The organism is Pseudomonas sp. KB-10 (assembly GCF_018221585.1).
Taxonomy (GTDB): domain Bacteria; phylum Pseudomonadota; class Gammaproteobacteria; order Pseudomonadales; family Pseudomonadaceae; genus Aquipseudomonas; species Aquipseudomonas yangonensis.
Genome location: NZ_QYYB01000001.1, coordinates 76,541 through 99,844 on the forward strand (window position 1 = coordinate 76,541; position 23,304 = coordinate 99,844).

The window sequence follows — 23,304 nt, forward strand, 5'->3', positions numbered from 1 at the left end:
GGGCCCGAAGGCCCCTTTTCTTTGCCGGCAGCTGTAATCGACTCACGGCCCGTAGAGGGTTTCCGGCAGCCAGAGCGCAATCTGCGGAAAGGCCAGCAGCAAGCCGAGACCGATGATCTGCAGCACGATGAAGGGAATGGCAGCCTTGTACAGGTCGTAGATGGTGATCTCGGGTGGCGCCACCGAGCGCATGTAGAAAAGGTTGTAGCCAAACGGTGGCGTCAGATAGGCCGACTGCATGCTGACGATGAACAGTACCGCGAACCAGATGGTGTCGAAGCCGAGAGACTCGACGATCGGCACGAATAACGGCACCGTGATGAAGACGATGGCGAAATCGTCGAGGAACATGCCTAGCACGAAGTAGCAGGCCAGCATCATGATGATGACCCACATTGGCGACACGTCGGCATCCTGGATGATGTCCTGCAACATGAAGCCCGCATCGAGGCCGATGTACACCTTGCTGAAGAAGATCGCCGCGATGGTGATCCAGATGAGCATCCCCATCAGACGAGTTGTGCTGATCAGCACGTCCTTGAGCATCGACCAGCTCAGCGTGCGGTAGATGGCAGCACAGACGATCGCACCAAAGGCGCCGATGGCCGAAGCCTCGGACGGCGCAGTGATCCCGGAGATGATGCAGTAAAGCACGGTCGTGATAAGCGCCCCCGGCAGGATCAGAGCCTTGAGCGACTTAAGCTTGTCGAGCGCACCGATGCGCTGCTCCTGCGGTACGGGCGGCGCCAGCGAAGGATTGATACGGCTGCGGATGAGGATGTAAAGGATATAGATGCCGGCCAGCATCAGCCCCGGCATCAGGCCTGCGGCGAACAGCTTGCCGACTGACTCCCGCGCCAGGAAGGCGTACAGGATCATCAGCACGCTGGGCGGTATCAGGAAGCCCAGCGCGCCGCCGGCCATGATGGTGCCGGTCACCAGTCGCTTGTCATAACCGCGCTTGAGCATGGCCGGCAGCGCGATCACCCCCAGGCTGACGGTCGCGGCGCCGGACACACCAGCCATCGCGGCGATCAGTGCGCAGATGATCACGGTACCGATACCGAGCCCTCCGGGGATCTGGCCCATCAGCTTGTTCATCATCTCGAACAGGTCGTCGGTGATACCTGATCGCTCCAGCATCAATCCCATGAAGATGAACAAGGGCAGCGCGACCAGCAGGAAGTTGTCCATCGCATCGAAGGAGCTGATGGCCAGCAGCTCGAGGCCACCGGTGCCCCAGAGAAAATAGGCGAACACCACGCCTACACTGAGCAGTGACCAGGCCAGCGGCGCGCCGAGCATCAGCATGATGAACATGGCGCCGAACATGCCGGCGGTCACGAGTAGCGGATCAAGTTCTGTCACCTTGAATTCCTTTGTAAACCTTGCGTTATCGGGCGTCAGTGCGCCCCGGGGTTGGGCCAGGTACGGATGGATCGACACGCGCCCACAGGTGCGGCGACGCGGACCGGAGCATCGATAGCCGGCAGAGGCACGGCCCTGGCTGATCCGGTATCGGCCTTCAGGCTTTCTCGGGTGTCAGGTTGAAAGCTACACGCAGATCCCGAATCCAGTGCGCAAAGCTTTGCAGCAGCACCAGGCCGACACCCAGCGGCAACATGGTCTTGAACGGGTAGATCGGCACGCCCCAGGTACTCTTCGATGACACCTCCTGGCTCTGCCAGGAATCCAGCGCGAACTGGCAGGCGATGTAGAAGAACACGCTGAAGATCACCAACATCACGCCACCAGTGATGACATCGAGAACCGCACGGGTGCGTAATGTCAGCACGTGATAGATCACCTCACTACGCACGTGAGCCTGGTGCCGGTGGGTATAGGCGCCGGCCAGGATGCAGAAGGTGCCGTAGAGCATGGTGGTGCTTTCGTGTGCCCAGGAGGTCGGGCTGAGGAAAAAATAACGAGCTGCGATTTCGTACAGGAGGACGCCGATCATGGCAAGGCACATCCAGGAGATGGCCTTGCCAGTGAATTCGGATATCCCGTCGATTGCATCGAGCAAGCGAGATATCCCCGTCATCAGGCTCTCCCGGTAGCCTTGGCGGCTTCCTTGAGGATGTCGATGGCTTTCTTGTTACGCTCGGATTTGGCCGCTTCCTCTTCCCAGATGACCTCTGCGGCCTTGCGCAGACGGGCAGAGTCTTCCGGCGGCAGCGCGCTCATCTCGAAGTGGCCGGTGGTGGACGCATCGATCGAGCCGCTGACCATCCAGGTGTGCATCTTGCTCGCGTGACTGGCGTAGCCCAGCTCGATGCACTTGCGCTGCTCGTCGGTCAGCCCTTTCCACTTGTCCATGTTGACCAGCATCTGGTCGGTATAGCCCGGGCTGACCATGTTCAATGCCGTGTAGTACTTGGCCGCTTCGAAGAGCTTCATCGACAGGTACTCGTTGGTACCGGCGTAGATGACACCGTCGATGGTGCCGGTGCTCAGGCCGACATAGAGTTCGGAACCGGGCAGGAACACGGTCGGGATGTCGAACTGCTGGAGGATTTTCGCCACGCTCGGGGTCGCGCGGATCTTCATCTTCTTGAGGTCGTCCAGGCTCTTAACCGGTTGCTTGGTCAGCAGGTCGAAGGGGCCACCCATGATCGGGCCAAGATAGTGGACGTTGTGCTCGGCGTAGGCTTCGCGGATCAGGCCGATCAGGCCCTTGGTCTCCATCACGTACATGGCTTCGTCGTAATTGGTCCAGGCGCCCGGCAGGCCTGCCTCGATCGAAGCGATATCCAGCTGGCCCGGCCAGTAACCGGCGTAGCCCTGGCACATGTCGATGGTGCCCTTGCCGACGGCCTGAAACATCTCTGCGTCCGGTACCAGCGAGCTACCGGTGTAACGACGGATGCGCAGCTCGTTGTTGGAGGCGACCTTCACGTCATCGACGAAGGCGTTGAAAATGTCGTTGGCCTCTTTGCCCCAGTAGGTCTGCATACGCAAATTGACGGCGGCGTTGGCGAACGTGGCGCCCATCGCCAGAGGGGCGGCGGCGAGTCCGGTTGCGGCGGTCTTGATCAGATCACGTCTTTTCATGTTTGAGATGCTCCATTCCGTGTTATCTGTTATCAGTCTTATCGTTTTTATGAAAAACCTGGAGGCTGATACTTTGGCGTTCTATCTCCAGCGTAGCGACAGACAAGCGACCTCCGCTTATCTGTTTGCGACGAGCGCCGCCCTGGTAGAGCGCCTGCGCCAGCTTGACGCAGCGCACGCAGCGCTTCGTCCGTGACGACCTATAGCACCCCGCGCAGCGCCTTGTCGAACAACGCGCTGTATTGGCTGGCCGAATAGACGATGGGGTTGGTGCCGGCCGAGGGGTCCACCTCGGCCATGCGTCCGACCTGCTCGATGCGCGCATCGTCGATGCCGATCTCGCCCAGGCAGTGGGCGATACCCACTTCGCTGCGCAGCGCCAACACCCACTCAAGCACCGCCTCGAAGCCGCTGCCCGGCAGTGCCAGGTAGCGCGCCATCTTCTCCATCTGCGGCTCGATGGCGCCGCGATTGGCCACCAGCACGTAAGGCATCAGTACCGCATTGAGCAGGCCGTGATGGGCGTCGTACAGCGCCCCCAGCGGATGGGCCAGCGCGTGCATGGCACCGAGGCCGCGCTGGAAGGCGGTGGCGCCCATGCTCGAGGCCACCAGCATCTGCAGCCGCGCCTCGACGTCGGTGCCCTGACTGACCGCACGCGGCAGGTACTGCTGCACCAGGCGCATGCCTTCCAGGGCGATGCCCTCGGCCATGGGATGGAACAGCGGTGAGCAGAAGGCCTCCAGGCTGTGCGACAGCGCGTCCATGCCGGTGGCGGCGGTGATCTTCGCCGGCAGACCGACCGTCAGTTCCGGGTCGAGAATCACCAGCGCCGGCAGCATGCGCGCGTGGAAGATGATGCGCTTGATATGCGCCGCCTCGTCGGTGATCACCGAGGCGCGGCCGACCTCCGAGCCGGTGCCGGCGGTGGTCGGCACCGCCACCACCGGCGCCATGCCGGCGACATTGACCCGGCTGGCGTTGTCGCCGACGTCCTCGAAATCCCACAGCGGCCGATCCTGGCCGACCATCAGGGCGATGGCCTTGCCGGCATCCAGCGCCGAGCCGCCGCCGAAGGCGATCACCCCGTCATGCCCGCCGGCCTTGAACGCGGCCACACCGTCCATCACGTTGGCGCCGGTGGGGTTGCCCTTGATCGCCGAGAACAGCCCTGCGTTCAAGCCTGCATCGCGGCACTGACGCAGTGCCGCGTCGATCATCGGCAGTGCGGCCAGGCCGGGGTCGGTACACAGCAGCGGCGCGCGCATGCCGAGCTGGCGGCAGGCCTCGGCCAGCTCGCTGATGCGGCCAACGCCGACGCGCATCGAGGTGGGGTAATTCCAGTTCATGCGGTACTGATCGAGAGTCATTGCGCGCCTCACAGCTGAGTCTTGAAGTGGAAGGATTTCGGCCGGGTCAGCTGCTCGTAGCCGACCCTTGAGAGGGTGCAGCCGCGCCCGGAGTGCTTCACGCCGGTCCAGGCCAGCCCCGGGTCGAGGTAGTCGCAACGGTTGAGAAACACCGTGCCAGCCTCCACCCGATCGGCCAGGGCCATGGCAGCATCGACGTCGCGACTGAAGATCGCCGCGGTCAGGCCAAACTCGCTGTCGTTCATCAGCGCCAGCGCCTCCTCGTCGTTGGCGACCTTCTGAATACCCACCACCGGGCCGAAGGACTCTTCGGTCATCACGCGCATTTCATGGCTGACGTTGGTCAGCACCTGCGGCGCCAGATAGGGCGTACCCGGCGCATCCAGGGGAAACTCTGCCGGGTCGATATGCGCCCTGGCGCCCTGCGCGACCGCCTCGGCGATCTGCGCGCGGACGAAATCGGCAGCCTCGGCCCGCACCAACGGGCCCAGGGTGATCTGCGGGTCGTCCGAGCGCCCCAGCTTGTACTGGCGCACCAGCGCCACCGCCTGCTCGACGAAGGCGTCGTATAGCGACTCGTGCACGTAGATGCGCTCGATGCCGCAGCACGATTGGCCGGAGTTGAAGAAGGCGCCGTCGATGGCGGTTTCCACCGCATGGGCCAGGTCGGCGTCGGCGCGCACATAGGCCGGATCCTTGCCGCCCAGCTCCAGGCCGACGCTGATGAAGCGCCCGGCCGCCGCCCGCTCGACCATGGCCCCGCCCGGCACCGAACCGGTGAAGGCGACGTGGTTGATGGTCGGCGCGCGAATCAGTGCTTCGGTCTCGCCGTGGCTCAGGTGCAGGTACTGGAAAACGCCTTCGGGCAGGCCGGCCTCGGCAAAGGCCTCGACCATGCGCTCGGCGCACAACGGAGTCTGCGCCGAGTGCTTGAGCAATACCGCGTTGCCTGCCAGCAGTGCCGGCATCACCGCATTCACCGCGGTCAGGTAGGGGTAGTTCCAGGGCGCGATGACCAGTGCCACGCCCAACGGCTCGCGGCGGATGAAGCGGGTGAAGCCGGGCTTGTCCGGCAGGCGGATATCGGCCAGCGACCCCTCGGCGATATCGGCCATATGCGTGGCGCGCTCGACGAAGCCGCGGATCTCGCCGGCGGCATAGCGGATCGGCCGGCCCATCATCCAGCACAGTTCCTCGGCCAGCTGGCTCTCACGTGCGGCGAAGGCTTCGATGGCGCGCCGACCGATGGCGATGCGCTCACGCAGCGGCGTCTGCTTCCAGGCCTGTTGCGCCAGCTCGGCCTTGGCCAGCGCGGCCTGGATCTCGGGGTTGGAGGCCAGGTGACGCTCGACATAGACCGAGCCGTCGATGGGGGAAATGCATTGCAGTTTGCTCATTAGGTGCTCCACGAATCTTGCCTTCGTAGCCCGGATGCACTCCGGGGACACTCGACGAAAAGCCGCCCCGGATTGCATCCGGGCTACGGGAATGGGGATCAGATGATTTCGAAGTAGCGATCCAGCTCCCAGTCGCTGACATGGCGGCGGTACTCGCGCTCTTCCCATTCGCGGCTGGCGGCGAAGTGCTCGACGAAGGCATCGCCGAACAGCTCGCGCGCCGCCTGCGAGCCCTTCAGGCGCTGCGCCGCATCCCACAGCGTGCGCGGTAGCGCCAGCTCCTCGGGGTGCTTGACCGCATAGGCGTTGCCGCTGACCGGCGCGGTCGGCTCCCACTGCTGCATGATTCCGTACAGCCCCGAGCCGATGGCCACCGACAAGGCCAGGAAGGGATTGCCGTCGGCGGCGCCAAGGCGGTACTCCTGGCGCTGCGACTTGTCGCTGCCGGGGATCACCCGCAGCGCCGCGGTGCGGTTCTCCACCCCCCAGGTGGCGTCGGTGGGTGCCCAGAAGCCGGGAATCAGACGCCGGTAGCTGTTCAGCGTCGGCGCCACCATGCACAGGAATTCCGGCATCAGGCGCTGCTGCCCGGCGAGGAAATGCCGCTGCAGCGTGCTCATGTTGTGCGCCTGATCGGGATCAAAGAAGGCCGACTTGTCGCTCGCACGGTCACGCAGCGACACGTGGATATGCCCGCTCTGCCCCGGATACTTGCCCGACCATTTGGCCATGAAGGTGGCCATCAGGCCGTTGCGCTGGGCCAGCACCTTCATGAAGGTCTTGAACAGCGCGCCCTTGTCCGCCGCCGCCTCGGCGCGGTCATAGGCGATGGCCGCCTCCAGCACGCCCGGCCCGGTCTCGGTGTGCAGGCCCTCGATGGGAAAATCCATCGCCTCGCCCATTTCGAGGATCTGGTGATAGAGCTCGGCGTGCACCGAGTTGCGGATCATCGAGTAGCCGAACCAGTCCGGCGTGAACGGCCTGAGGTCGCGAAAGCCCTTGGCACGCGCCGACTCCGGCGTTTCGTCGAACATGAAGAACTCGTACTCCAGCGCCGCATAGGGCTCGAAGCCCATGGCCTGGCAGCGTTCGATCACCCGGCGCAGGGTGCCGCGCGGGCACACCGCCTCGGCCTGCTGATCGAACTCGGCGAGAAACAGCAGCATGCCGTTTTCGAAGGGAATCTCACGACAGGTGTGCGGCAGGATGCGCACCGGCGCATCGGGGTAGCCGCTGTGCCAGCCGGTGTACTGGGTGTTGTCGTAGAGCTGATCCTTGACGTCCCAGCCGAGCACCACGTCGCAGAAGGCGAAGCCGTGCTCGAGGGCGGAGAAGAACTTGCTGCGGCTCATGTACTTGCCGCGCATCACCCCATCGTTGTCGAACAGACCGACCTTCACGTGGCTCAGGCCACGTTCCTCGACGATGCGCCGGGCCTCGCCGACGGTCTTTACATCCCGTGGTTTGAACATGCTAACCCCTGTGTCTTGTTGTTATGGCAAGCGGGTCAAGCGCAGGGCTGGGCATTCATGACTGGCCTGGCAGGGCCGACGACGCAAGAGCGCAGCACGACGCTTGGTATAGCGTCCGTTTCAGGCTCATAGAGTGTGGTACAGGATTGCCGGGATGGCAGGCAAGCGGAGGGAAAAATCTACCTGACGCTGTACAGCGGCTGAATAAAGCCGCGCCCGTACCGCCAGGTACGGGCGCTCCGGCTCAACGGCCTCAACCGCGATAAGGCGCCCCCGCCTTGGCCATCAGCGCGTTGTACTTCTTGAAGATATCCACCACTTTGGCGCAGCGCGGGCTGGTCTTGGCGATCTCGTCCCAGAATTTCTGCGCTTCGGCTTCCACCATGGCCCATTCTTCGGCCGGGATCGAGGTCAGCTCCAGCTTGCCGCCCTCCACGCGCAGTTGCGCCTCGCCGCCCCAGTACCAGTGCTGGCGATAGTAGTTGGAGCTGTCCATGCACAGTTTGAACAGGGTCTTGAGGTGCTCCGGCACCTCGGCCCATTTGTCCGAGTTGGCGAAATAGGAGCCGATCCAGGCGCCGGAGATGTTGTTGGTGAGGAAGTACTTGGTGACGTTGGCCCAGCCCACCGTGTAGTCCTCGGTGATGCCGGACCAGGCGATGCCGTCCAGCTCGCCGGTCTGCACTGCCACCTCGACATCTTCCCAGGGCAGGGTCACCGGGATCACACCGAAACGGGCGAGGAACTTGCCAGCGGTAGGAAAGGTGAAGATGCGCTTGCCCTTGAGATCGTCGAGCTTTCTGATCGGCTGCACCGTGGCGAAGTGGCAGGGGTCCCAGGCACCGGCGCCGAGCCAGGTCACACCCTTGACCTCGCCGTACGCCTCGGCCCAGATCTCGTTGAGCCCGTACTGCTCGAACAGCACCGGCACGTCGAGGCTGTAACGGGTGGCGAAGGGGAAATAACCACCGAACACCGAAACGTCTACCGGCGCGGCGATGGAGTCGTCGTCACTCTGCACCGCGTCGATGGTGCCGCGCTGCATGGCGCGGAACAGCTCGCCGGTGGGCACCAGCTGGTCGGCGAAGTACAGCTTGATCTCCATCTGGCCGTTGGCAGCCTTGTTGAAGGCGTCGATGGAGGGCTTGATCACATGCTCGGCCAGCGCCGCGCCGGCGTAGGTCTGCAGGCGCCAGGTGATCTTCTTCGGCTCGGCGGCGTAGATGTGCGCCGAGCCCAGGGCAGCGGTGCCGACCGCGGCGGTTTTCAGGAAATCGCGTCTCGTACTCATGCTGGTCTCTCCAATAGTGTCGATGCAGATGCAATACAACCGCTCATTGCCGTCGCGGCATCGCGACAGCCTTGCCAGTGACCGGCAGGCGCCGGCTCGACTGCTGGCGCGCGGGGCGCGCCGATTTCCTTTGATCAGCCGCCGTAGTGCAGCTGCGGCAACCAAAGCGCCAGCTGCGGGAAGACCATGACCAGAGTCAGCGCCAGGACCATGATGATGACGAAGGGGATGACCGAGACGTAGATGTCGCGCAGTGTCACTTCGGGCGGTGCCATGGCGCGCATGAGAAACAGGTTGTAGCCGAACGGCGGCGTCATGTAGGCGATCTGACAGGTGATGGTGTAGAGCACGCCGTACCAGACCAGGTCGAAACCCAGAGCGCCGACCAGCGGAATATAGAGAGGCGCGACTATCACCAGCATGGCGGTGTCATCGAGGAACATGCCCATCAGGATGAACGACAGCTGCATGATGATCAGAATCTGCCAGGGCCCCAGATGGAGGCTGTCGACGAAAAAGTTCTCGATAGCCCTGACCGCGCCGAGGCCGTCGAACACCGCACCGAAGCACAGCGCGGCGAGGATGATCCACATGAACATGCAGCTGATGGCCAGCGTCTTGCGCAGCGTTTCCTCCATCACCTTGCCGCTGAGGCGCCCCTTGAACAGCGCTGCCAGGGTCGCCGCCGCCGCGCCGACCGCCGAGCTTTCCACCAGGCTGGTGTAGCCCAGCAGGAACAAGCCGGTCATGGTGAAGAAGATGAACAGCGGCACCAGCCCGGCGCTGAGCAGGCGCAACTTCTCCGGCATGCTGATCTGCTCGCGCTCGGCCTTGGCCAGCGGCGGGCCCATGTGCGGCTGCAGGCGGCAGCGAATGGCGATATAGAGCATGAACATGCCGGCCATCATCAGCCCCGGAATGGCGCCGGCCAGCCACAGCTGACCCACCGGCTGGCGCGCGATCATGCCGTAGAGCACCAGCACCACGCTGGGCGGAATCAGAATCCCCAGCGAACTGCCGGCCTGGATCACCCCGGTGATCATGATCTTGTCGTAGCCACGCCTGAGCAGCTCGGGCAAGGCGATGCTGGCGCCGATGGCCATGCCGGCCACGCTCAGACCGTTCATCGCCGAGATTGCCACCATGAGGAAGATGGTGCCGATGGCCAGGCCGCCCGGCAGCGGGCCCATCCACACGTGGAACATCTTGTAGAGGTCTTCGGCGATGCCCGACTCGGAAAGCATGTAGCCCATGAACACGAACATCGGCAGGGTCAGCAGCGGGTACCACTTCATCAGCTTCATCGCCGCGCTGAAGGCCATCTCCGAGCCGCCGTCGCCCCATAACAGCAGGGCCGCGGCGGCCGCTACGAAACCGATGGCACCGAACACGCGCTTGCCGGTAAGCAGCAGCAACATCATCGAGGAGAACATCAACAGCGCGATCAGCTCGTAGCTCATCACAGCGTCTCCCCACGGGCGGCGTAGAAATCCTTGAAGAAGGTGGCGATGGCCTGCAGCAGCATCAGGGCGATGCCGAAGCACATGACGATCTTGATCGGCGCCATGTAGGGCGACCAGGCCGAATAGCTGGTCTCCTTGTATTCGATGGCGTAGTCGGTGGAGGAAATGCCGCCGACCAGCAGCATCACCAGGTAGAAGATCAGCATGAACACGGTGATCGCATCGACCACGGCGCGGGTGCGTGGCGACCAGCGGCTGTAGGCCAGGTCCATGCGCACATGGGCGTCGAGTTGCATCGAGTAGGCGCCGCCGAGCAGGAAGTAGGCGACCATGAGGAACTGCGCGCTTTCCAGGGTCCAGATCGACGGGGTGAAGAAGGTCTTGCTGATCGAGGAATACAGCAGCACCGCCAGCATGGCGAAGATCAGGTACATGGCGAAACGCCCGACCCTCAGGTTGAATGCGTCCACGACCCGGACGAAAGCTCTAATGCCGTTGCGCATGCAGTTTCCTGCTGTTTTTGTTCGTTATCCCGTCAGCCTAGACGAAGATTCGCCAAAGCCAACCGCCCCGCCGAGCCATAGCAGGAAACGCGCCACCCCTTAGCGCCTGGCACTTCAACGAACAAAATCAAGCACTTGGAAAATACCGCGCTAGAGCCTCAGCGCTGCAAAAAGGCGATCAGCACTGCAACGGTGCGCTGCGCGTCCTCTTCCTGGGGCACATGGCCAAGATCATCGAACAGCACGCGCTGGCTGCCCGCGATATCAGCGGCGAAGCGCTCGGCATTGTCCGGAGGAATAAGCCGGTCACGCGCACCCCAGATGATCAGCGTGGGTAGTTGCAGCTCGCCGATACGCTCATGCAACTCGCCGCTGGGGGCCTGAGCGAAGCGCTGGCGCAAGGCCTGGCGATTACCCTCGCGCAACGTCAGTTGGTAGTAGCGCTCGACCAGTTCCTCGTCGACTTTGTCCGGATCGCCATAAACGTTGCGCACGCTCGACTCGATCATGCTCCTCGGCAACAAGCGGCTCATCAGCGGCGCCAAGGCCGGGATACCTGCCAGGCGAAAGCCTATCGGTACCGACTCGGCGTTGCGCGGATAGCCGGCCGCGTCCACCAGCACCAGCCGCGCGCTGCGTTCGGGATGGGCCAGGGCGAAGCGCCAGGCCAGCTGGCCGCCGAAGCTGTTGCCGACCAGCACGACACGCCTCACCTGCAGGTGATCGAGCAGGGCGAGGAGAAACGCCGTGTAGTGCTCGACGTGGTAATCGCCATTGGCGAATGGCCCGGTGAGGCCGAAGCCGGGCAGATCCAGGCTGATCACCCGGCGCTGCGGGACCAGTTCGTTCACCCAGCCTTCCCAGGTGTGCAGGCTGGCGGACGTACCGTGCAGCAGCAGGATCGGCTCGGGGTCATCGCGCCGCCCCTGGTCACGCAGGTGCACCGACATTCCAGCGATATCGACGAACTGCGAGGGCGGTGGTGCCCAGCGTGCCTTGAGCTCGCCGACGGGACGGTCCGGCGCCCAGTTGAGGACGACGAAACCGGCAAGGCTCAGCCCGAACACCAGCAACAGACCGAGCAGCACATGGGCGAGTCGTTTCATCGATGCAGTCCTGAACGGAGGGGAAGCGCGATGCTAGCCAGACACCCCAAACACGCCTATCGCCCGGAAGAGGGAATTACCAGAAAGAGCGATCAGAACCCCACCAGCAGCATCCAAAACGGCAGGGATATCGCCGCCAGCAGCGTGGAGAGGGAAATCGCCGCGCTGACGCTACGGCTGTCTTCAGCCGTGCGGGCAAAGGCCATCACGTTGACTCCGCTGGGGCAGGCGGCGAGCAGCACCAGCACGCTGCGTGCGGTCTCGTTGAGGCCGGGAAGCTGGCCGCTGAGCCACCAGACCAGCGCCGGGAACAGCAGCAGTTTGGCCGAGGCCACGCCCCAGGCCTCGCCGGTCGGACGCAGGCGATAGCGCGACAGGCTGGCGCCGAGCACGATCAGCGCACAGGGCAACGCAGCCTGACCGAGCCAGGTGATTGCCCGCCACAGGCTTTCCGGCACCTGCAGTCCAGACAGGTTGAGTAGCGCCCCCAACCCCAACCCGATGATCATCGGGTTGGCCAGGTTCTTCAGCAGCGCCCGGCCGTCGACACGCTCCTGGCTGCCAAAGGCGGCGTAAAAGCTGTGCAGGGAAAACAGCGTTAGGCTGTGGAACACCAGGATGGCGAAAACGTAGAGCAGGCCGTCGTTGCCCATCAGGCTGGCAATCAGCGGGATGCCCACCAGCACGTTATTGGAGAACGCCGCCACCAGCCCCAGCGGCGTCGCCGTACCGCGCCGCCAGTGCGCCAGCGCATTGACCGCGGCGAACACCAGCAGCACCGGCAGGTAATAAGCCAGCAGCAGCATCGGCGACAGGCCTTCGGCCAGCGACGCCTTGGCGATACCCGCGAACAGCAGCGTGGGCATGAACAGCTTGAAGGTGATGTTGGCCAGGCCGGCCGCCGACTCTGTGGTGAGCCACTGCCGCCAGCCCAGCAGGTAGCCGAGAACGATCAGAGCGAAGATCGGCAAAATGGCCTGTGCCGCGAGCATGGCTGAACCTGCCTCCTGGGTAGTGCTTAAGCGGACGGATCGAGCTCGACCCGCGGGGGGGGTCGCCAAGCATACGCGTGCCGAGCGGTCAGCGCGATGCCTCGCGGAACATTCGCCGCTGCGCTTGACATCAACCTGTAAGTCCCGAGATAGAGCGTCCCGATCAAGTATTGAGGGGATCGATTTTCACTATCGGACCAGTCAAGTTTTTATCTGCGCGCATGTCCTGAAGAATTGACTCCGAAGCCACTTATTACTCCCTACGGAGACATCGACATGAAAGCGCAACTGACTCTCGCCGCCCTGGCCCTTAGCCTGATGACCACCAGCGTATTCGCTGCCTCGAGCGGTGCCCCTTTCCCGCTGGTAGGTGAAGCCAAAGACAGCCAGGTGCAACTGCAACCCGTCGCACCGCTGGCCGAGAATGGCTCGGAGCGCACTCCCGGCGCCAAGCGCATCCAACTGGTCGAAGGCGGCTATGAGCGCACTCCGGGCGCACAGCGCGTTCAGCTGGCCGAAGGCGGCTACGAGCGTACCCCTGGTGCTCAGCGCGTTCAGCTGGCCGAGGGCGGTTACGAGCGCACCCCGGGCGCACAGCGCGTTCAGCTGGCCGAAGGCGGCTACGAGCGTACCCCCGGTGCCAAGCACGTTCAGCTGGCTGAAGGCGGTTACGAGCGCACCCCGGGCGCACAGCGCGTTCAGCTGGCCGAAGGCGGCTACGAGCGTACCCCCGGTGCCAAGCGCGTTCAGCTGGCCGAAGGCGGCTCCGATCGCCTGATCGAGCAGCACGGCCGCACGGTTTGAGCGTTATTGCAACACCCACAAGCCCGGCAAAAGCCGGGCTTTTTATGTTCGCCATCGGATCAGCCGAGTGGCTCATGCCATCCCGGCATGGGGCAGACGGTAAAGCCAGATGCGCCGCAGCACGGTCGCGAACTGCCCCCACAAGGTGCCGCAGTTGTAATGCTGGCCATAGCGCTGGGCAATCAGGCGCACCTCACGCGCCAGCTCGGCATAGCGCCGCGCCGGCAGGTCGGGGAACAGGTGATGCTCGATCTGGTGGCTGAGGTTGCCGGTGAGGATATGCAGCAGCGGGCCACCGGACAGGTTGCTGGAACCGCGTAGCTGACGCAGGTACCAGTGCCCGCGCGTCTCCCCCTCCAGTATTTCAGGTGCAAATACCTCCGCCTTCTCGGTGAAGTGACCACAGAAGATCACCAGAAAGGTCCACAGATTGCGCAGCAGATTGGCCACCAGGTTGCCGCTCAGTACGGCCAGTGCATTGGCGCCGAGCAGAAGCGCCAGCAGCGGAAACGCCAGATAGTCCTTGCCCCATTGCCGCATCAGCTTGGCGCCGAACCGACGTGCCAGCGGCCGTACCTCCTCCTTGCTGATACGTCCCTTGACCAGCTTGTCCAGGCGCAGGTGCTGAATGGCCACGGCGTACTGGAACAGCAGCGCCTGGATCGTCACCCACAGGGGTTGCCAGCGATAGAACGGCTTCCAGCGCTGCTCGGGGAACAGGCGCACCACGCCGTAGCCGACGTCATCGTCCATACCCAGCACGTTGGTGTAGGTGTGGTGCACGTGATTGTGGGTGTGCCGCCAGAAATCGGCCGGCCCGACGATGTCCCATTCGTACTGGCGACCGGCGAATTCCGGGTCGTTCATCCAGTCGTACTGGCCGTGCATCACGTTGTGGCCCAGCTCCATGTTCTCCAGGATCTTGCCCAGGCCCAGCAGCAGGGTGCCGAGCAGCCAGGTCGGCGGGAACCAGCCGAGCATCAGCAGCGCACGACCAGTCCAGCAGCACCCGCGCACGGCCGCGCGTACACGGCGAATGTAGCGCGCATCGGCCTCGCCCAGATCGGCCAGGGTGCGTTGGCGCAGGGCATCCAGTTCCTGGCCGAAGGCTTCGAGTTCGGCGGGGCTCAGTTCACGGTCGAGGCGGGTCGTCACAGGTCGATCTCCACATCCCCATGTGGGGCGCTGACGCACAAGCGAATGGGTTGATTGGGTTCGGCGAACAGCTCGCCGCTACGCAGATCGCGCACCGTGCCGGCCAGCAGCAGGCAGGTGCAGCTGGTGCAGATGCCCTGACGACAGCCATGAGCCGGGCGCAGCCCGCTGGCCTCGGCCTGCTCCAGCAGACTGGCATTGCCGTTGCCCGAAACCTGCTGGCCGCTGCGCGCGAAGCGCAGATGAACCTCGCCGGTATCGGCCTCGGCCAGCACCGGCAGCGGGCTGAAGCTTTCCGCCTGCAGGCTGGCCCCGCGCCCAGCATCGCGCCACCAGCCGCACGCCTGCTCGACGAAACCACGCGGACCACATATCAACAGGTGCTCGCCCGGCAGCGCCACCAGCTGTGCGGCCGTCAGGCGGCCACCCACATCACCACTGAAGGCCCAGCGCACCTGCAAGTTGGCATGACGCGCCGCCAACGCCTGCAGCTCCTCGGCAAAGGCCTGCTGCCCCTGGCGACGCACCTGATGCAGCAGCGTCACCGGCGCAGCGAAGCCACGCGCCAGCGCGTCACGCAGCAGGCCGAGCAAGGGCGTGAGGCCGCTGCCGGCCGCCAGCAACAGCACGGCGCCCTGCCCCTGCGGCCAGGCGAAATCGCCGAAGGCCTGGCCCAGCTCGATCACTTCGCCAACCGCCAGACGATCGAGCAGCAAATTGGACAGGCGTCCGCCCGGCTGGCGCTTGATCGCGAGTTCGATGCGCCCGTCGGCCGTCACCCTGGTCAGGCTGTAACTGCGCCCGTGGCGCACACCGTCCTGTTCCAGATAGAGCTGAACGTGCTGTCCGGCTCGCCAGTCATGCGCATTGCCGTTGCAGCGCAACTCGATTGCCAGCATTTCGTCGGCCACCCAACGGCGTGCCTCGACCAGGGCGAACACGCGATTGAGGCGTAGCGCCGGATGCAGCAGACGCAGGCACAGGTCGACGTCCGCCTCGCGCAGCCAGCCGGACGCACAGAGCCGGCGCAGCGGTTGCAGGCCGCGCGCGACATTCCGTGCCAGCGCCAGGGAAAGCAGAGCCATAAATCGATTCCAGTGAACACTTGTGCACAAGGCTGACAGAACCGCCTCATCTCAGTCAACACTTGTTCACTGAAAGCTGCCCGGCATGGTTCGACGCTGGCGCCGCGCATTTGCTAGAGTGCGGCATCGCTCAACGACCCGATCTCACATGACGCCACGCGCCGAACAGAAGCAGCAGACCCGCCAGGCCCTGATGGAAGCCGCGCTCACCCTGATGGAGAGCGGCCGCGGCTTTGGCAGCCTGAGCCTGCGCGAAGTGACCCGCGTCGCCGGCATCGTGCCCACCGGTTTTTATCGCCATTTCGCCGACATGGACGAGCTGGGCCTGGCGCTGGTGGCGGAGGTGGGCGAAACCTTCCGCGCGGCGATCCGCCAGGTGCGTCGTCACGAGTTCGAGATGCGCGGCATGATCGACGCCTCGGTGCGCATCTTCCTCGCCGAAGTGGCCGCCAACCATGGCCAGTTCCTGTTTCTGGCCCGCGAGCAGTACGGCGGCTCGCAACCGGTGCGCCAGGCCATCGCCGCCCTGCGCGAACGCATCACCAGCGACCTGGCCGCTGACCTCAAGCTGATGAACCGCATGCCGCAGCTCGACGATGCCGGCCTCGACGTGGTGTCGGATCTGGTGGTAAAGACGGTGTTCGCCACCCTGCCCGAACTGATCGACCCGCCGGCGGAGAATCTGCCGGCGCACCTCAGCGCCGAAGCCAAGATCATCCAGCAGCTGCGCTTCATCATGATCGGCGGCAAGCACTGGCTGGGCCTGGGCAAGCCCTCCGAATAGCACGCACCACAAGCGTGCGCACGCAGCGAAAACGCACCAAATAAATCCTGACCGCTTCGCCAAGTTATCCACAGAGCGCCTGAACGCCCCGTCCTGCGCCACTCTTCGGCCTTGGCAAGCCACTTGCACTATTTCCGGGCACATTGCCCCGGAATAGATACGCATGCTGGTGATCCACACCCGAATCGCGCCGCAGGCTGCTGCGGACGCCGAACTGGAACTGACCTTCGAAGCCCGCAGCAAAAGCCGCCTGCGCTGCTTCACCACGGCAGGCGAGGAGGTCGGCCTGTTCCTCGAACGCGGCCAACCGGCACTGGCCGATGGTGAGTTTCTGCAGGCCAAGGACGGACGCATCGTGCGCGTGCGCGCCAAGCCCGAGCCGCTGCTGCATGTCACCTGCGCCAGCCCCTTCGAGCTGATGCGCGCCGCCTATCACCTGGGTAACCGCCATGTCGCCCTGCAACTGGGCGACGGCTGGCTGCGCCTGCCCGACGACTACGTGCTCAAGGCCATGCTCGAACAGCTCGGCGCCACGGTCGAAGCCATCCAGGCGCCCTATCAGCCCGAGCAGGGCGCCTATGGCGGCGGTCACCATCACTCCCATCATGGCGACGAGGAGTTCAACTACGGCCCGCGCCTGCACCAGTTCGGTGTGCGCAAGTGAGCCAAGCGACGTCGCCCGCGCGTATCGGGGTCTGCTCATGAAACCGGCCTGGGCCCTGCTGCGCCTGGCCAGCCCGCAGCTACCCATCGGCGGTTACAGCTACTCACAAGGCCTGGAGTGGGCCATCGACAGCGGCCTGATCCAGGATGCCGACGCCGCCGAACGCTGGCTGGCCGATCAGTTGACGCTCAACCTCGCCCGCTTCGAAGCGCCGCTGCTGCTGGCTCACTGCCGCGCCGCGCACGAGTGCGACTGGCCGCGCCTGCAGGAACTGGCCGAACGGCACCGCGCCAGCCGCGAAACCCGCGAACTTGCACTGGAAAGCCGGCAGATGGGCTACTCGCTGCGGCAACTGCTCGAAGGCCTGCCCGAGCTGGACGAAGCCGCGCGTGAACTGCTCGCAAGCCATCACGAACCGGGCCTGGCCCTGGCCTGGGCGCTGGCCGCACGCGCCTGGCAGATCACCCCGGACGATGCCCTGGCCGCCTGGCTCTGGGGCTGGCTGGAAAATCAGCTGGCCGTCCTGATGAAGGTGCTGCCGCTGGGCCAGCAGGCCGCCCAGCGCCTGACCAGCCGCCTGCTGCCAACGCTCGAGGCCGCCCAGCTGCAGGCTGCCAGCCTTTCCCCCGAACACTGGGGCAGCGCCGCCTTCGGCCTGGCCCTGGCGAGCATGGCGCACGAGCGCCAGTACTCGCGTCTCTTCCGCTCCTGACGAGGAACATCAGCACATGAACAGCCAACCTCTGCGTGTCGGTATCGGCGGCCCGGTCGGTTCCGGCAAGACCGCCCTCACCCTGGCCCTGTGCCGCGCTCTGCGCGAGCGCTACAACATCGCCGTGGTCACCAACGACATCTACACCCAGGAAGACGCCCAGTTCCTGGTGCGCAACGAGGCCCTGGAGCCCGAGCGCATCATCGGCGTGGAAACCGGCGGCTGCCCGCACACCGCCATCCGCGAAGACGCCTCGATCAACCTGGAGGCCGTGGAACAGCTCAACCGCCGCTTCCCCGGCCTGGACCTGATCATCGTCGAGTCCGGCGGCGACAACCTGTCGGCCACCTTCAGCCCTGAGCTGTCCGACCTGACCCTCTACGTGATCGACGTATCGGCCGGCGACAAGCTGCCGCGCAAGGGCGGCCCGGGCATCTGCAAATCCGACCTGCTGGTGATCAACAAGGTCGACCTGGCGCCCATGGTCGGCGCCTCGCTGGAAGTGATGGAGCGCGACACCCTGAAGATGCGCGGCGACAAACCCTTCGTCTTCAGCAATCAGAAAATCGGCCAGGGTCTCGACGAGATCATCGCCTTCATCGAACGCCAGGGCATGCTCACGGCGGCCTGATTCCACCTCAAGGAGATCCACATGAATCTGCGCAAAACTCTTCACACCATTGCCCTGCTCTGCACCCCGGCGCTGGCGTTCGCCCATCCCGGGCATGGCGATTCCGGGCTGATGGCCGGCCTGGCCCACCCGGTGTTCGGCCTCGATCACCTGCTGGCGATGTTCGCCGTCGGCCTGTGGGCCGCGCAGCAAAGCGGCGCGGCGCGCTGGGCGCTGCCCGTGACCTTCGTTGGCAGCATGCTGATTGGCGGTCTGCTGGGTTTCGCCGGTGTGGAAATCCCGCTGATGGAAACCGGTATCGCCGGCTCGGTGCTGGCCTTCGGTCTGCTGGTGGCCGTGGCGGCGCGCCTGCCGATGGCCGCCTCCATGACCCTGACTGCGCTATTCGCCCTGACCCACGGCGTCGCCCACGGCCTGGAGCTGCCGGACCTGGCCAGCCCCTTCGGCTACGCCGTCGGCTTCGTCGCCGCCACCGCAGCGCTGCATGCCATCGGCTTCGCCCTGGTGCGTTTCCTGCCGCAAGCAGCGGCACCGCTGGTGCGTATCGCTGGCAGCGCTTCGGCAGTAACCGGTGTCTGGCTGCTGGCGAGCTGAATATATTTGGTACTGCGCGGTAACGGGTATCGCGTCGCTGGGTCACAACGCTCCGAGCCGTGCCCGAAGCCCTGTCTCATGCAGCGCCTCACCCTCGCCCCGCTGCTGGTCGGAGCGGCCTTGCCGACACTCGCGTGACTCACGCGTCCGGCAAGCCCCGCCCGAAGACCCGTGCCGGCGCCCGCTGAGCAGGCTGGCGAAAAACTCAGCGGTTGCCTGAGCCGCAGCAACGACGGGTCGCGACAAAACCCGCCCCCAACTTATGCACAGGAAGATCAACAGTTTCCGGGGATAACCAGCACGTTGCCGCGTTGGGCCCTCCCAGGCTATGGACAAAACTGCGCGTTTTCTATCTCGGGCGGGCATCACGCAGCGCTGTACAAAAATCACACAAAGCGCTGAAGTACTTGTAATACGTGGGATTCAGCAATGGGTACAGAAGTTATCAACAACATCACCCACAACTATCGTGGACAAGCCCAAGGCCCTGTCTATACACCTTGGGAACATGTCAAGTGCCTGTGCACAAAGGAAAATCCCGCCTGCTCAAATCTTCACCAACAGGATGAAAGCGGCGTTTCTAGGGTTTCACAGGCGAGAACCACCAGCTTATCCACAATTCTTTCAACAGCCTGCGTGGAAAACTTTATTTTCATTTCCCGGCACACTCCCTGCTTTGGGTCAGTAGCCTCCGTTCTCCTGCCTGTTAAGGACGCTTCATGTTCAGTTTCTTTCTCGCCGCCATGGTCCTGGGCTTCGTGTTCAACGCCGCCCCGGGAGCCGTGTTCAGCGAAACGTTGCGCCGCGGCTTGCGTGACGGCTATCGCCCCGCCTTGCTGGTGCAGATTGGCTCGCTGGTCGGCGACGCCACCTGGGCGGCCCTCGGCCTGACCGGTCTGGCGCTGCTGCTCGACAGCGCGCAGATCCGTTATCCCCTGACCCTGGCCAGCGCCCTGTATCTGGCCTGGCTCGGCTATCAGTCGTTGCGCGACGCCCATCGCCCGCCGCAGCCGAACGACGGCGGCCAGGTCGCGGCTGGCAGTGCTTTCGCCGCGGGTGCCGCGTTGTCGCTGACCAACCCGCAGAACATCGTCTACTGGGCGGCCATGGGCGGGGCGATGGCGGCCATCGGCGTAGCCCAGCCAACGCCGACCCACCTGGCGGTGTTCTTCGCCGGCTTCATGGTGTCCTCGCTGCTCTGGTGTTTCATCTGCGCCGGCCTGGTGGATTGGTTTCGCCGCGCCGCGTCGTTGATCTGGCACCGTCTGACTTACGCGGCTTGCGGCGTGGTGCTGCTGGGCCTGGCCGGGATGAGTGCGCTGGAGCTGATGTGATGGAGTGACGGCTATCGTCCTCATCGAAACAATCTAAGGGCGCGACGTCAGCGGCGGGACTAGCCTGCACCCATGTCCCCGCGTCAGGAAGCCGCGCCATGCACCTCAACGACCTGCTCAAGCAACTGCTCGCCAGCTACGCCTGCGCCACCTGCGGCATCGATACACGCCACTGACCCTTGGTGGCAGCCCGGCGGCTGGTTAACCTTGGCGCACTCAGTCAAGGAGTTCGTCAATGTCCCTGCGTAGCGTCTGTGTCTTCTGTGGTGCCAGCCCCGGCGCCAGTCCCGTCTATCGTCAGGCCGCCGAAGCGCTCGGCCAGCACCTGGCCGAACGCGGCGTACGGCTGATCTATGGCGGCGGCGCCGTCGGCCTGATGGGTGTGGTCGCCGATGCAGCGCTGAATGCCGGTGGCGAGGTCATCGGCATCATCCCGCAGAGCCTGGAGCGTGCCGAAATCGGCCATCGTGGCCTGACCTGCCTGGAAGTGGTGGATGGCATGCACGCACGCAAGGCGCGCATGGCAGAATTGGCCGACGCCTTCATCGCCCTGCCCGGCGGCCTCGGCACCCTGGAAGAGCTGTTCGAGGTCTGGACCTGGGGCCAGCTGGGCTACCACGCCAAGCCACTGGGCCTGCTGGAGGTGAATGGCTTCTACAGCAAGCTGGGGGATTTTCTCGATCACCTGGTGGCCGAACGCTTCGTGCGCCCGCAGCACCGCGAGATGCTGCAGATCGCAGACAGCCCGCAGGACCTGCTCGACGCCCTGAACGAGTGGCGTCCCAGTGCAGCACCGAAGTGGGTGGACCGCTCGCCCGTCTGAGCCTTTACGCAGACATGTAACACAATGCTACGCTCTGCGGCTTCTCTCCCTACGGAAGCCGCAACATGGCCGGAAGCAGCCTGCTCGCCCTGATCGACGACATCAGCACTGTCCTTGATGACGTCGCCACCATGACCAAGATCGCCGCGCGCAAGACCGCCGGCGTGCTGGGTGACGACCTCGCACTCAACGCCCAGCAGGTCACAGGCGTGCGCGCGGACCGCGAATTGCCGGTGGTCTGGGCCGTGGCCAAGGGCTCGCTGGTGAACAAGGCGATCCTAGTGCCGGCCGCGCTGCTGATCAGCGCCGTGGCGCCCTGGCTGGTGGTGCCCTTGCTGATGCTCGGCGGTCTGTTTCTCTGTTACGAAGGCGCGGAGAAACTGCTGCACAAATTGCTGCATCGGCATGAACCCGAGGAACAGCAGGCACGTCTGGAGGTGATAGCCGACCCTGCGATCGACCTGGTGGCATTCGAGCGCGACAAGATTCGCGGCGCCGTGCGCACCGACTTCATTCTCTCCGCGGAAATCATCGCCATCACCCTCGGCACCGTCGCTACCGCCAGTTTTCTCAATCAGGTACTGGTGCTAAGCGGCATTGCCCTGGTGATGACCGCCGGCGTATACGGGCTGGTGGCCGGTATCGTCAAACTGGACGATGCCGGGCTTTACCTCAGCCAGCGCCCCAGCACCTTCGCCCAGGCCTGTGGCCGCGGCATCCTGCGTCTCGCACCCTGGTTGATGAAGGCACTGTCGGTGATCGGCACCGCAGCCATGTTCATGGTCGGTGGCGGCATCCTCAGCCACGGCCTGCCGCCCGTCGATGCCGCCGTGCATCACGCCGCGCAGTGGGTAGCCCAGGATGCAGGACAGCTACTTTCGGCGCTGGTGCCGACGCTGCTCAATGCCCTGCTGGGTGTGCTCGCCGGTATGCTCAGCCTGCCGCTGGTTGCCCTTGGCACTCGCGTCTGGCAGATGCTTCGCTCATCCAGGAACAGCTGAGACGATCACTTCATGATCAGCCGGCGGTACCCTTCTACCGGTGCGGCCGGCACGCACTTCCCCAAGCTTATCCACAGCTTGCTCCACGCTTTACGGGGATAAGCCAGCGCAGCTCGACAGAAGCCCGCACATTTTCTCTGCGCACCTCCAATCAATTCATTACAAAGGATTTTTTTGCTTGGCAGGGGCGCCCTGAGCAAAACCTGACCAGCCACCCAGAAAGCCCGCGAAATCAGGCGCTGGAGCGCCGTTGCAGAGCTTCTCAACAGAGTTACCCACAGATTGTCGGGATAACCTCACGTGGCGTTCGGTCGCACCCACGAGTACTCAAAGCTGTGCGAATCTGTCCAGACCTGACCGGAAACTCAGAATCTGGAGGATTCACATGATGTTGCGTAACGCCGCTCTAATCGCTCTGCTCGGCCTGGCCAGCACTCCGCTGCTCGCTGCCGAATGTTCGGTGGATGTCGAATCGACCGACCAGATGACCTTCAACACCCAAGCCATCTCCGTCAGCAAAAGCTGCGAGACCTTTACCGTCAATCTCAAGCACACCGGCTCGCTGCCCAAGACTGCCATGGGCCACAACTGGGTGCTGAGCAAGACCGCCGACATGCCCGGCATCGCTACCGACGGTATCCCCGCCGGTCCGGACGCCAGCTACCTCAAGGCGGGCGATGAGCGCGTCATCGCTCATACCGATCTGATCGGTGGTGGCGAGAGCACCTCGGTGACCTTCGATGTCAGCAAGCTGGCCGCCGGCGAGGACTACAGCTTCTTCTGCTCCTTCCCTGGCCACTACTCGATGATGAAAGGCAGCGTAAAGCTGGTCGACTAAGCCATCCCCAAGGGCCTCAACCGAGGCCCTTCACCCCGCCTATCCGAGCGGCAATACCCTGGCCTGTACTCTCTGCTCGTAACTGCCGACTCCCGCTCACCTCACGCAACTGCGACAAAGCGAAAACCGCCCCTGCCGCGGGTGATTTCCCCCAGCGTGACGTATCTGTTATCCAGTCGAAGATCGCCCTGTCTGGTGAGTTCAGGCAGGATCTCTGACGGGTGAAGCTCT

General features: G+C 64.2%; 24 protein-coding genes. 11 read left to right on the forward strand and 13 right to left on the reverse strand.

All coding sequences use genetic code 11. From position 1 onward, the window contains the following. Nucleotides 1-42 precede the first annotated feature (42 nt). The 3 genes from DXK50_RS00340 to dctP form a co-directional block, all read right to left on the reverse strand. Nucleotides 43-1,368 carry a TRAP transporter large permease gene (locus tag DXK50_RS00340; protein ID WP_161864766.1) on the reverse strand — a complete coding sequence of 442 codons (1,326 nt, stop codon included), beginning with the start codon at nucleotides 1,366-1,368 and terminating at the stop codon, nucleotides 43-45. Between the two features lie 157 nt (nucleotides 1,369-1,525). Next, nucleotides 1,526-2,044, reverse strand: coding sequence for a TRAP transporter small permease subunit (locus tag DXK50_RS00345; protein ID WP_212628963.1), 519 nt, complete (start codon nucleotides 2,042-2,044; stop codon nucleotides 1,526-1,528). Beyond that, nucleotides 2,044-3,054, reverse strand: coding sequence for a TRAP transporter substrate-binding protein DctP (gene dctP / locus DXK50_RS00350; protein WP_161864765.1), 1,011 nt, complete (start codon nucleotides 3,052-3,054; stop codon nucleotides 2,044-2,046). Before dctP ends, DXK50_RS00345 begins: the two co-directional genes overlap by 1 nt. Here dctP and DXK50_RS00355 point away from each other — a divergent pair. Continuing rightward, nucleotides 3,053-3,250 carry a hypothetical protein gene (locus DXK50_RS00355; protein ID WP_212628964.1) on the forward strand — a complete coding sequence of 66 codons (198 nt, stop codon included), beginning with the start codon at nucleotides 3,053-3,055 and terminating at the stop codon, nucleotides 3,248-3,250. The two genes, dctP and DXK50_RS00355, sit on opposite strands and share 2 nt — an antisense overlap. A gap of 4 nt (nucleotides 3,251-3,254) precedes the next feature. Here the strand turns inward: DXK50_RS00355 and DXK50_RS00360 are convergent, their stop codons facing one another. The 8 genes from DXK50_RS00360 to DXK50_RS00395 form a co-directional block, all read right to left on the reverse strand. Further along, the gene (locus DXK50_RS00360; RefSeq protein WP_212628965.1) at nucleotides 3,255-4,424 is read right to left on the reverse strand and encodes an iron-containing alcohol dehydrogenase; all 1,170 of its coding nucleotides are present in this window, start codon (nucleotides 4,422-4,424) and stop codon (nucleotides 3,255-3,257) included. 8 nt (nucleotides 4,425-4,432) lie between these two features. Then, nucleotides 4,433-5,821, reverse strand: a complete 1,389-nt coding sequence (locus DXK50_RS00365; protein ID WP_212628966.1) for an aldehyde dehydrogenase family protein — start codon at nucleotides 5,819-5,821, stop codon at nucleotides 4,433-4,435. Between the two features lie 98 nt (nucleotides 5,822-5,919). Continuing rightward, complete coding sequence (locus DXK50_RS00370; protein WP_212628967.1) at nucleotides 5,920-7,293, reverse strand: glutamine synthetase family protein; 1,374 nt, start codon at nucleotides 7,291-7,293, stop codon at nucleotides 5,920-5,922. A gap of 253 nt (nucleotides 7,294-7,546) precedes the next feature. Next, nucleotides 7,547-8,584, reverse strand: a complete 1,038-nt coding sequence (locus DXK50_RS00375; protein ID WP_212628968.1) for a TRAP transporter substrate-binding protein — start codon at nucleotides 8,582-8,584, stop codon at nucleotides 7,547-7,549. 134 nt (nucleotides 8,585-8,718) lie between these two features. Next, complete coding sequence (locus DXK50_RS00380) at nucleotides 8,719-10,044, reverse strand: TRAP transporter large permease (RefSeq protein WP_161864759.1); 1,326 nt, start codon at nucleotides 10,042-10,044, stop codon at nucleotides 8,719-8,721. Then, on the reverse strand, nucleotides 10,044-10,550 hold the full coding sequence (locus DXK50_RS00385; RefSeq protein ID WP_212628969.1) for a TRAP transporter small permease subunit: 507 nt from the start codon (nucleotides 10,548-10,550) through the stop codon (nucleotides 10,044-10,046). Before DXK50_RS00385 ends, DXK50_RS00380 begins: the two co-directional genes overlap by 1 nt. Nucleotides 10,551-10,708: 158 nt before the next feature. Beyond that, nucleotides 10,709-11,656, reverse strand: a complete 948-nt coding sequence (locus tag DXK50_RS00390) for an alpha/beta fold hydrolase (protein ID WP_212628970.1) — start codon at nucleotides 11,654-11,656, stop codon at nucleotides 10,709-10,711. A 92-nt stretch (nucleotides 11,657-11,748) separates the two neighbouring features. After that, entirely contained in the window at nucleotides 11,749-12,648 is a 900-nt protein-coding gene (locus DXK50_RS00395) for an AEC family transporter (protein WP_212628971.1), read from the reverse strand. 276 nt (nucleotides 12,649-12,924) lie between these two features. On the opposite strand from DXK50_RS00395, the gene DXK50_RS00400 reads away from it, so the two are divergent. Then, nucleotides 12,925-13,452, forward strand: a complete 528-nt coding sequence (locus DXK50_RS00400; protein ID WP_212628972.1) for a hypothetical protein — start codon at nucleotides 12,925-12,927, stop codon at nucleotides 13,450-13,452. 72 nt (nucleotides 13,453-13,524) lie between these two features. Here the strand turns inward: DXK50_RS00400 and DXK50_RS00405 are convergent, their stop codons facing one another. Both DXK50_RS00405 and DXK50_RS00410 read right to left on the reverse strand, forming a co-directional pair. Beyond that, nucleotides 13,525-14,607 (reverse strand): fatty acid desaturase family protein, encoded by a 1,083-nt coding sequence (locus tag DXK50_RS00405; RefSeq protein ID WP_461818088.1) that lies wholly within the window; start codon nucleotides 14,605-14,607, stop codon nucleotides 13,525-13,527. Beyond that, on the reverse strand, nucleotides 14,604-15,692 hold the full coding sequence (locus tag DXK50_RS00410) for a ferredoxin reductase (protein WP_212628974.1): 1,089 nt from the start codon (nucleotides 15,690-15,692) through the stop codon (nucleotides 14,604-14,606). The genes DXK50_RS00405 and DXK50_RS00410 overlap by 4 nt, the downstream gene beginning before the upstream one ends. 148 nt (nucleotides 15,693-15,840) lie before the next feature. Between DXK50_RS00410 and DXK50_RS00415 the strand changes: the two genes are divergently transcribed. The 9 genes from DXK50_RS00415 (at nucleotide 15,841) to azu (ending at nucleotide 23,073) form a co-directional block, all read left to right on the forward strand. Beyond that, nucleotides 15,841-16,476: a TetR family transcriptional regulator gene (locus DXK50_RS00415; RefSeq protein WP_003246868.1), complete on the forward strand. Its 636-nt coding sequence runs from the start codon at nucleotides 15,841-15,843 to the stop codon at nucleotides 16,474-16,476. 163 nt (nucleotides 16,477-16,639) lie between these two features. Next, complete coding sequence (gene ureE / locus DXK50_RS00420) at nucleotides 16,640-17,140, forward strand: urease accessory protein UreE (RefSeq protein ID WP_161864752.1); 501 nt, start codon at nucleotides 16,640-16,642, stop codon at nucleotides 17,138-17,140. A 37-nt stretch (nucleotides 17,141-17,177) separates the two neighbouring features. Then, complete coding sequence (locus DXK50_RS00425; RefSeq protein ID WP_212628975.1) at nucleotides 17,178-17,852, forward strand: urease accessory protein UreF; 675 nt, start codon at nucleotides 17,178-17,180, stop codon at nucleotides 17,850-17,852. Nucleotides 17,853-17,868: 16 nt separating this feature from the next. Continuing rightward, complete coding sequence (gene ureG / locus DXK50_RS00430; protein ID WP_003246865.1) at nucleotides 17,869-18,483, forward strand: urease accessory protein UreG; 615 nt, start codon at nucleotides 17,869-17,871, stop codon at nucleotides 18,481-18,483. A gap of 21 nt (nucleotides 18,484-18,504) precedes the next feature. Then, nucleotides 18,505-19,077, forward strand: coding sequence for a HupE/UreJ family protein (locus DXK50_RS00435; protein ID WP_161864750.1), 573 nt, complete (start codon nucleotides 18,505-18,507; stop codon nucleotides 19,075-19,077). 719 nt (nucleotides 19,078-19,796) lie between these two features. Further along, nucleotides 19,797-20,411, forward strand: a complete 615-nt coding sequence (locus DXK50_RS00440; protein WP_212628976.1) for a LysE family transporter — start codon at nucleotides 19,797-19,799, stop codon at nucleotides 20,409-20,411. Nucleotides 20,412-20,646: 235 nt separating this feature from the next. Beyond that, nucleotides 20,647-21,234 (forward strand): LOG family protein, encoded by a 588-nt coding sequence (locus tag DXK50_RS00445; protein WP_161864748.1) that lies wholly within the window; start codon nucleotides 20,647-20,649, stop codon nucleotides 21,232-21,234. Between the two features lie 65 nt (nucleotides 21,235-21,299). Then, the gene (locus DXK50_RS00450) at nucleotides 21,300-22,235 is read left to right on the forward strand and encodes a DUF808 domain-containing protein (RefSeq protein ID WP_212628977.1); all 936 of its coding nucleotides are present in this window, start codon (nucleotides 21,300-21,302) and stop codon (nucleotides 22,233-22,235) included. Nucleotides 22,236-22,623: 388 nt separating this feature from the next. Further along, nucleotides 22,624-23,073, forward strand: coding sequence for an azurin (azu, locus tag DXK50_RS00455; protein ID WP_024306788.1), 450 nt, complete (start codon nucleotides 22,624-22,626; stop codon nucleotides 23,071-23,073). Nucleotides 23,074-23,304: the final 231 nt, after the last annotated feature.

Bases quoted from the DNA above. Each gene is read 5' to 3' on its own strand.
- DXK50_RS00345 (WP_212628963.1), bottom strand. From the start codon at position 2,044: ATGACGGGGATATCTCGCTTGCTCGATGCAATCGACGGGATATCCGAA.
- DXK50_RS00355 (WP_212628964.1), top strand. From the start codon at position 3,053: ATGTTTGAGATGCTCCATTCCGTGTTATCTGTTATCAGTCTTATCGTT.
- dctP (WP_161864765.1), bottom strand. From the start codon at position 3,054: ATGAAAAGACGTGATCTGATCAAGACCGCCGCAACCGGACTCGCCGCC.
- DXK50_RS00360 (WP_212628965.1), bottom strand. From the start codon at position 4,424: ATGACTCTCGATCAGTACCGCATGAACTGGAATTACCCCACCTCGATG.
- DXK50_RS00365 (WP_212628966.1), bottom strand. From the start codon at position 5,821: ATGAGCAAACTGCAATGCATTTCCCCCATCGACGGCTCGGTCTATGTC.
- DXK50_RS00370 (WP_212628967.1), bottom strand. From the start codon at position 7,293: ATGTTCAAACCACGGGATGTAAAGACCGTCGGCGAGGCCCGGCGCATC.
- DXK50_RS00375 (WP_212628968.1), bottom strand. From the start codon at position 8,584: ATGAGTACGAGACGCGATTTCCTGAAAACCGCCGCGGTCGGCACCGCT.
- DXK50_RS00380 (WP_161864759.1), bottom strand. From the start codon at position 10,044: ATGAGCTACGAGCTGATCGCGCTGTTGATGTTCTCCTCGATGATGTTG.
- DXK50_RS00385 (WP_212628969.1), bottom strand. From the start codon at position 10,550: ATGCGCAACGGCATTAGAGCTTTCGTCCGGGTCGTGGACGCATTCAAC.
- DXK50_RS00390 (WP_212628970.1), bottom strand. From the start codon at position 11,656: ATGAAACGACTCGCCCATGTGCTGCTCGGTCTGTTGCTGGTGTTCGGG.
- DXK50_RS00395 (WP_212628971.1), bottom strand. From the start codon at position 12,648: ATGCTCGCGGCACAGGCCATTTTGCCGATCTTCGCTCTGATCGTTCTC.
- DXK50_RS00400 (WP_212628972.1), top strand. From the start codon at position 12,925: ATGAAAGCGCAACTGACTCTCGCCGCCCTGGCCCTTAGCCTGATGACC.
- DXK50_RS00410 (WP_212628974.1), bottom strand. From the start codon at position 15,692: ATGGCTCTGCTTTCCCTGGCGCTGGCACGGAATGTCGCGCGCGGCCTG.
- DXK50_RS00415 (WP_003246868.1), top strand. From the start codon at position 15,841: ATGACGCCACGCGCCGAACAGAAGCAGCAGACCCGCCAGGCCCTGATG.
- ureE (WP_161864752.1), top strand. From the start codon at position 16,640: ATGCTGGTGATCCACACCCGAATCGCGCCGCAGGCTGCTGCGGACGCC.
- DXK50_RS00425 (WP_212628975.1), top strand. From the start codon at position 17,178: ATGAAACCGGCCTGGGCCCTGCTGCGCCTGGCCAGCCCGCAGCTACCC.
- ureG (WP_003246865.1), top strand. From the start codon at position 17,869: ATGAACAGCCAACCTCTGCGTGTCGGTATCGGCGGCCCGGTCGGTTCC.
- DXK50_RS00435 (WP_161864750.1), top strand. From the start codon at position 18,505: ATGAATCTGCGCAAAACTCTTCACACCATTGCCCTGCTCTGCACCCCG.
- DXK50_RS00440 (WP_212628976.1), top strand. From the start codon at position 19,797: ATGTTCAGTTTCTTTCTCGCCGCCATGGTCCTGGGCTTCGTGTTCAAC.
- DXK50_RS00445 (WP_161864748.1), top strand. From the start codon at position 20,647: ATGTCCCTGCGTAGCGTCTGTGTCTTCTGTGGTGCCAGCCCCGGCGCC.
- DXK50_RS00450 (WP_212628977.1), top strand. From the start codon at position 21,300: ATGGCCGGAAGCAGCCTGCTCGCCCTGATCGACGACATCAGCACTGTC.
- azu (WP_024306788.1), top strand. From the start codon at position 22,624: ATGTTGCGTAACGCCGCTCTAATCGCTCTGCTCGGCCTGGCCAGCACT.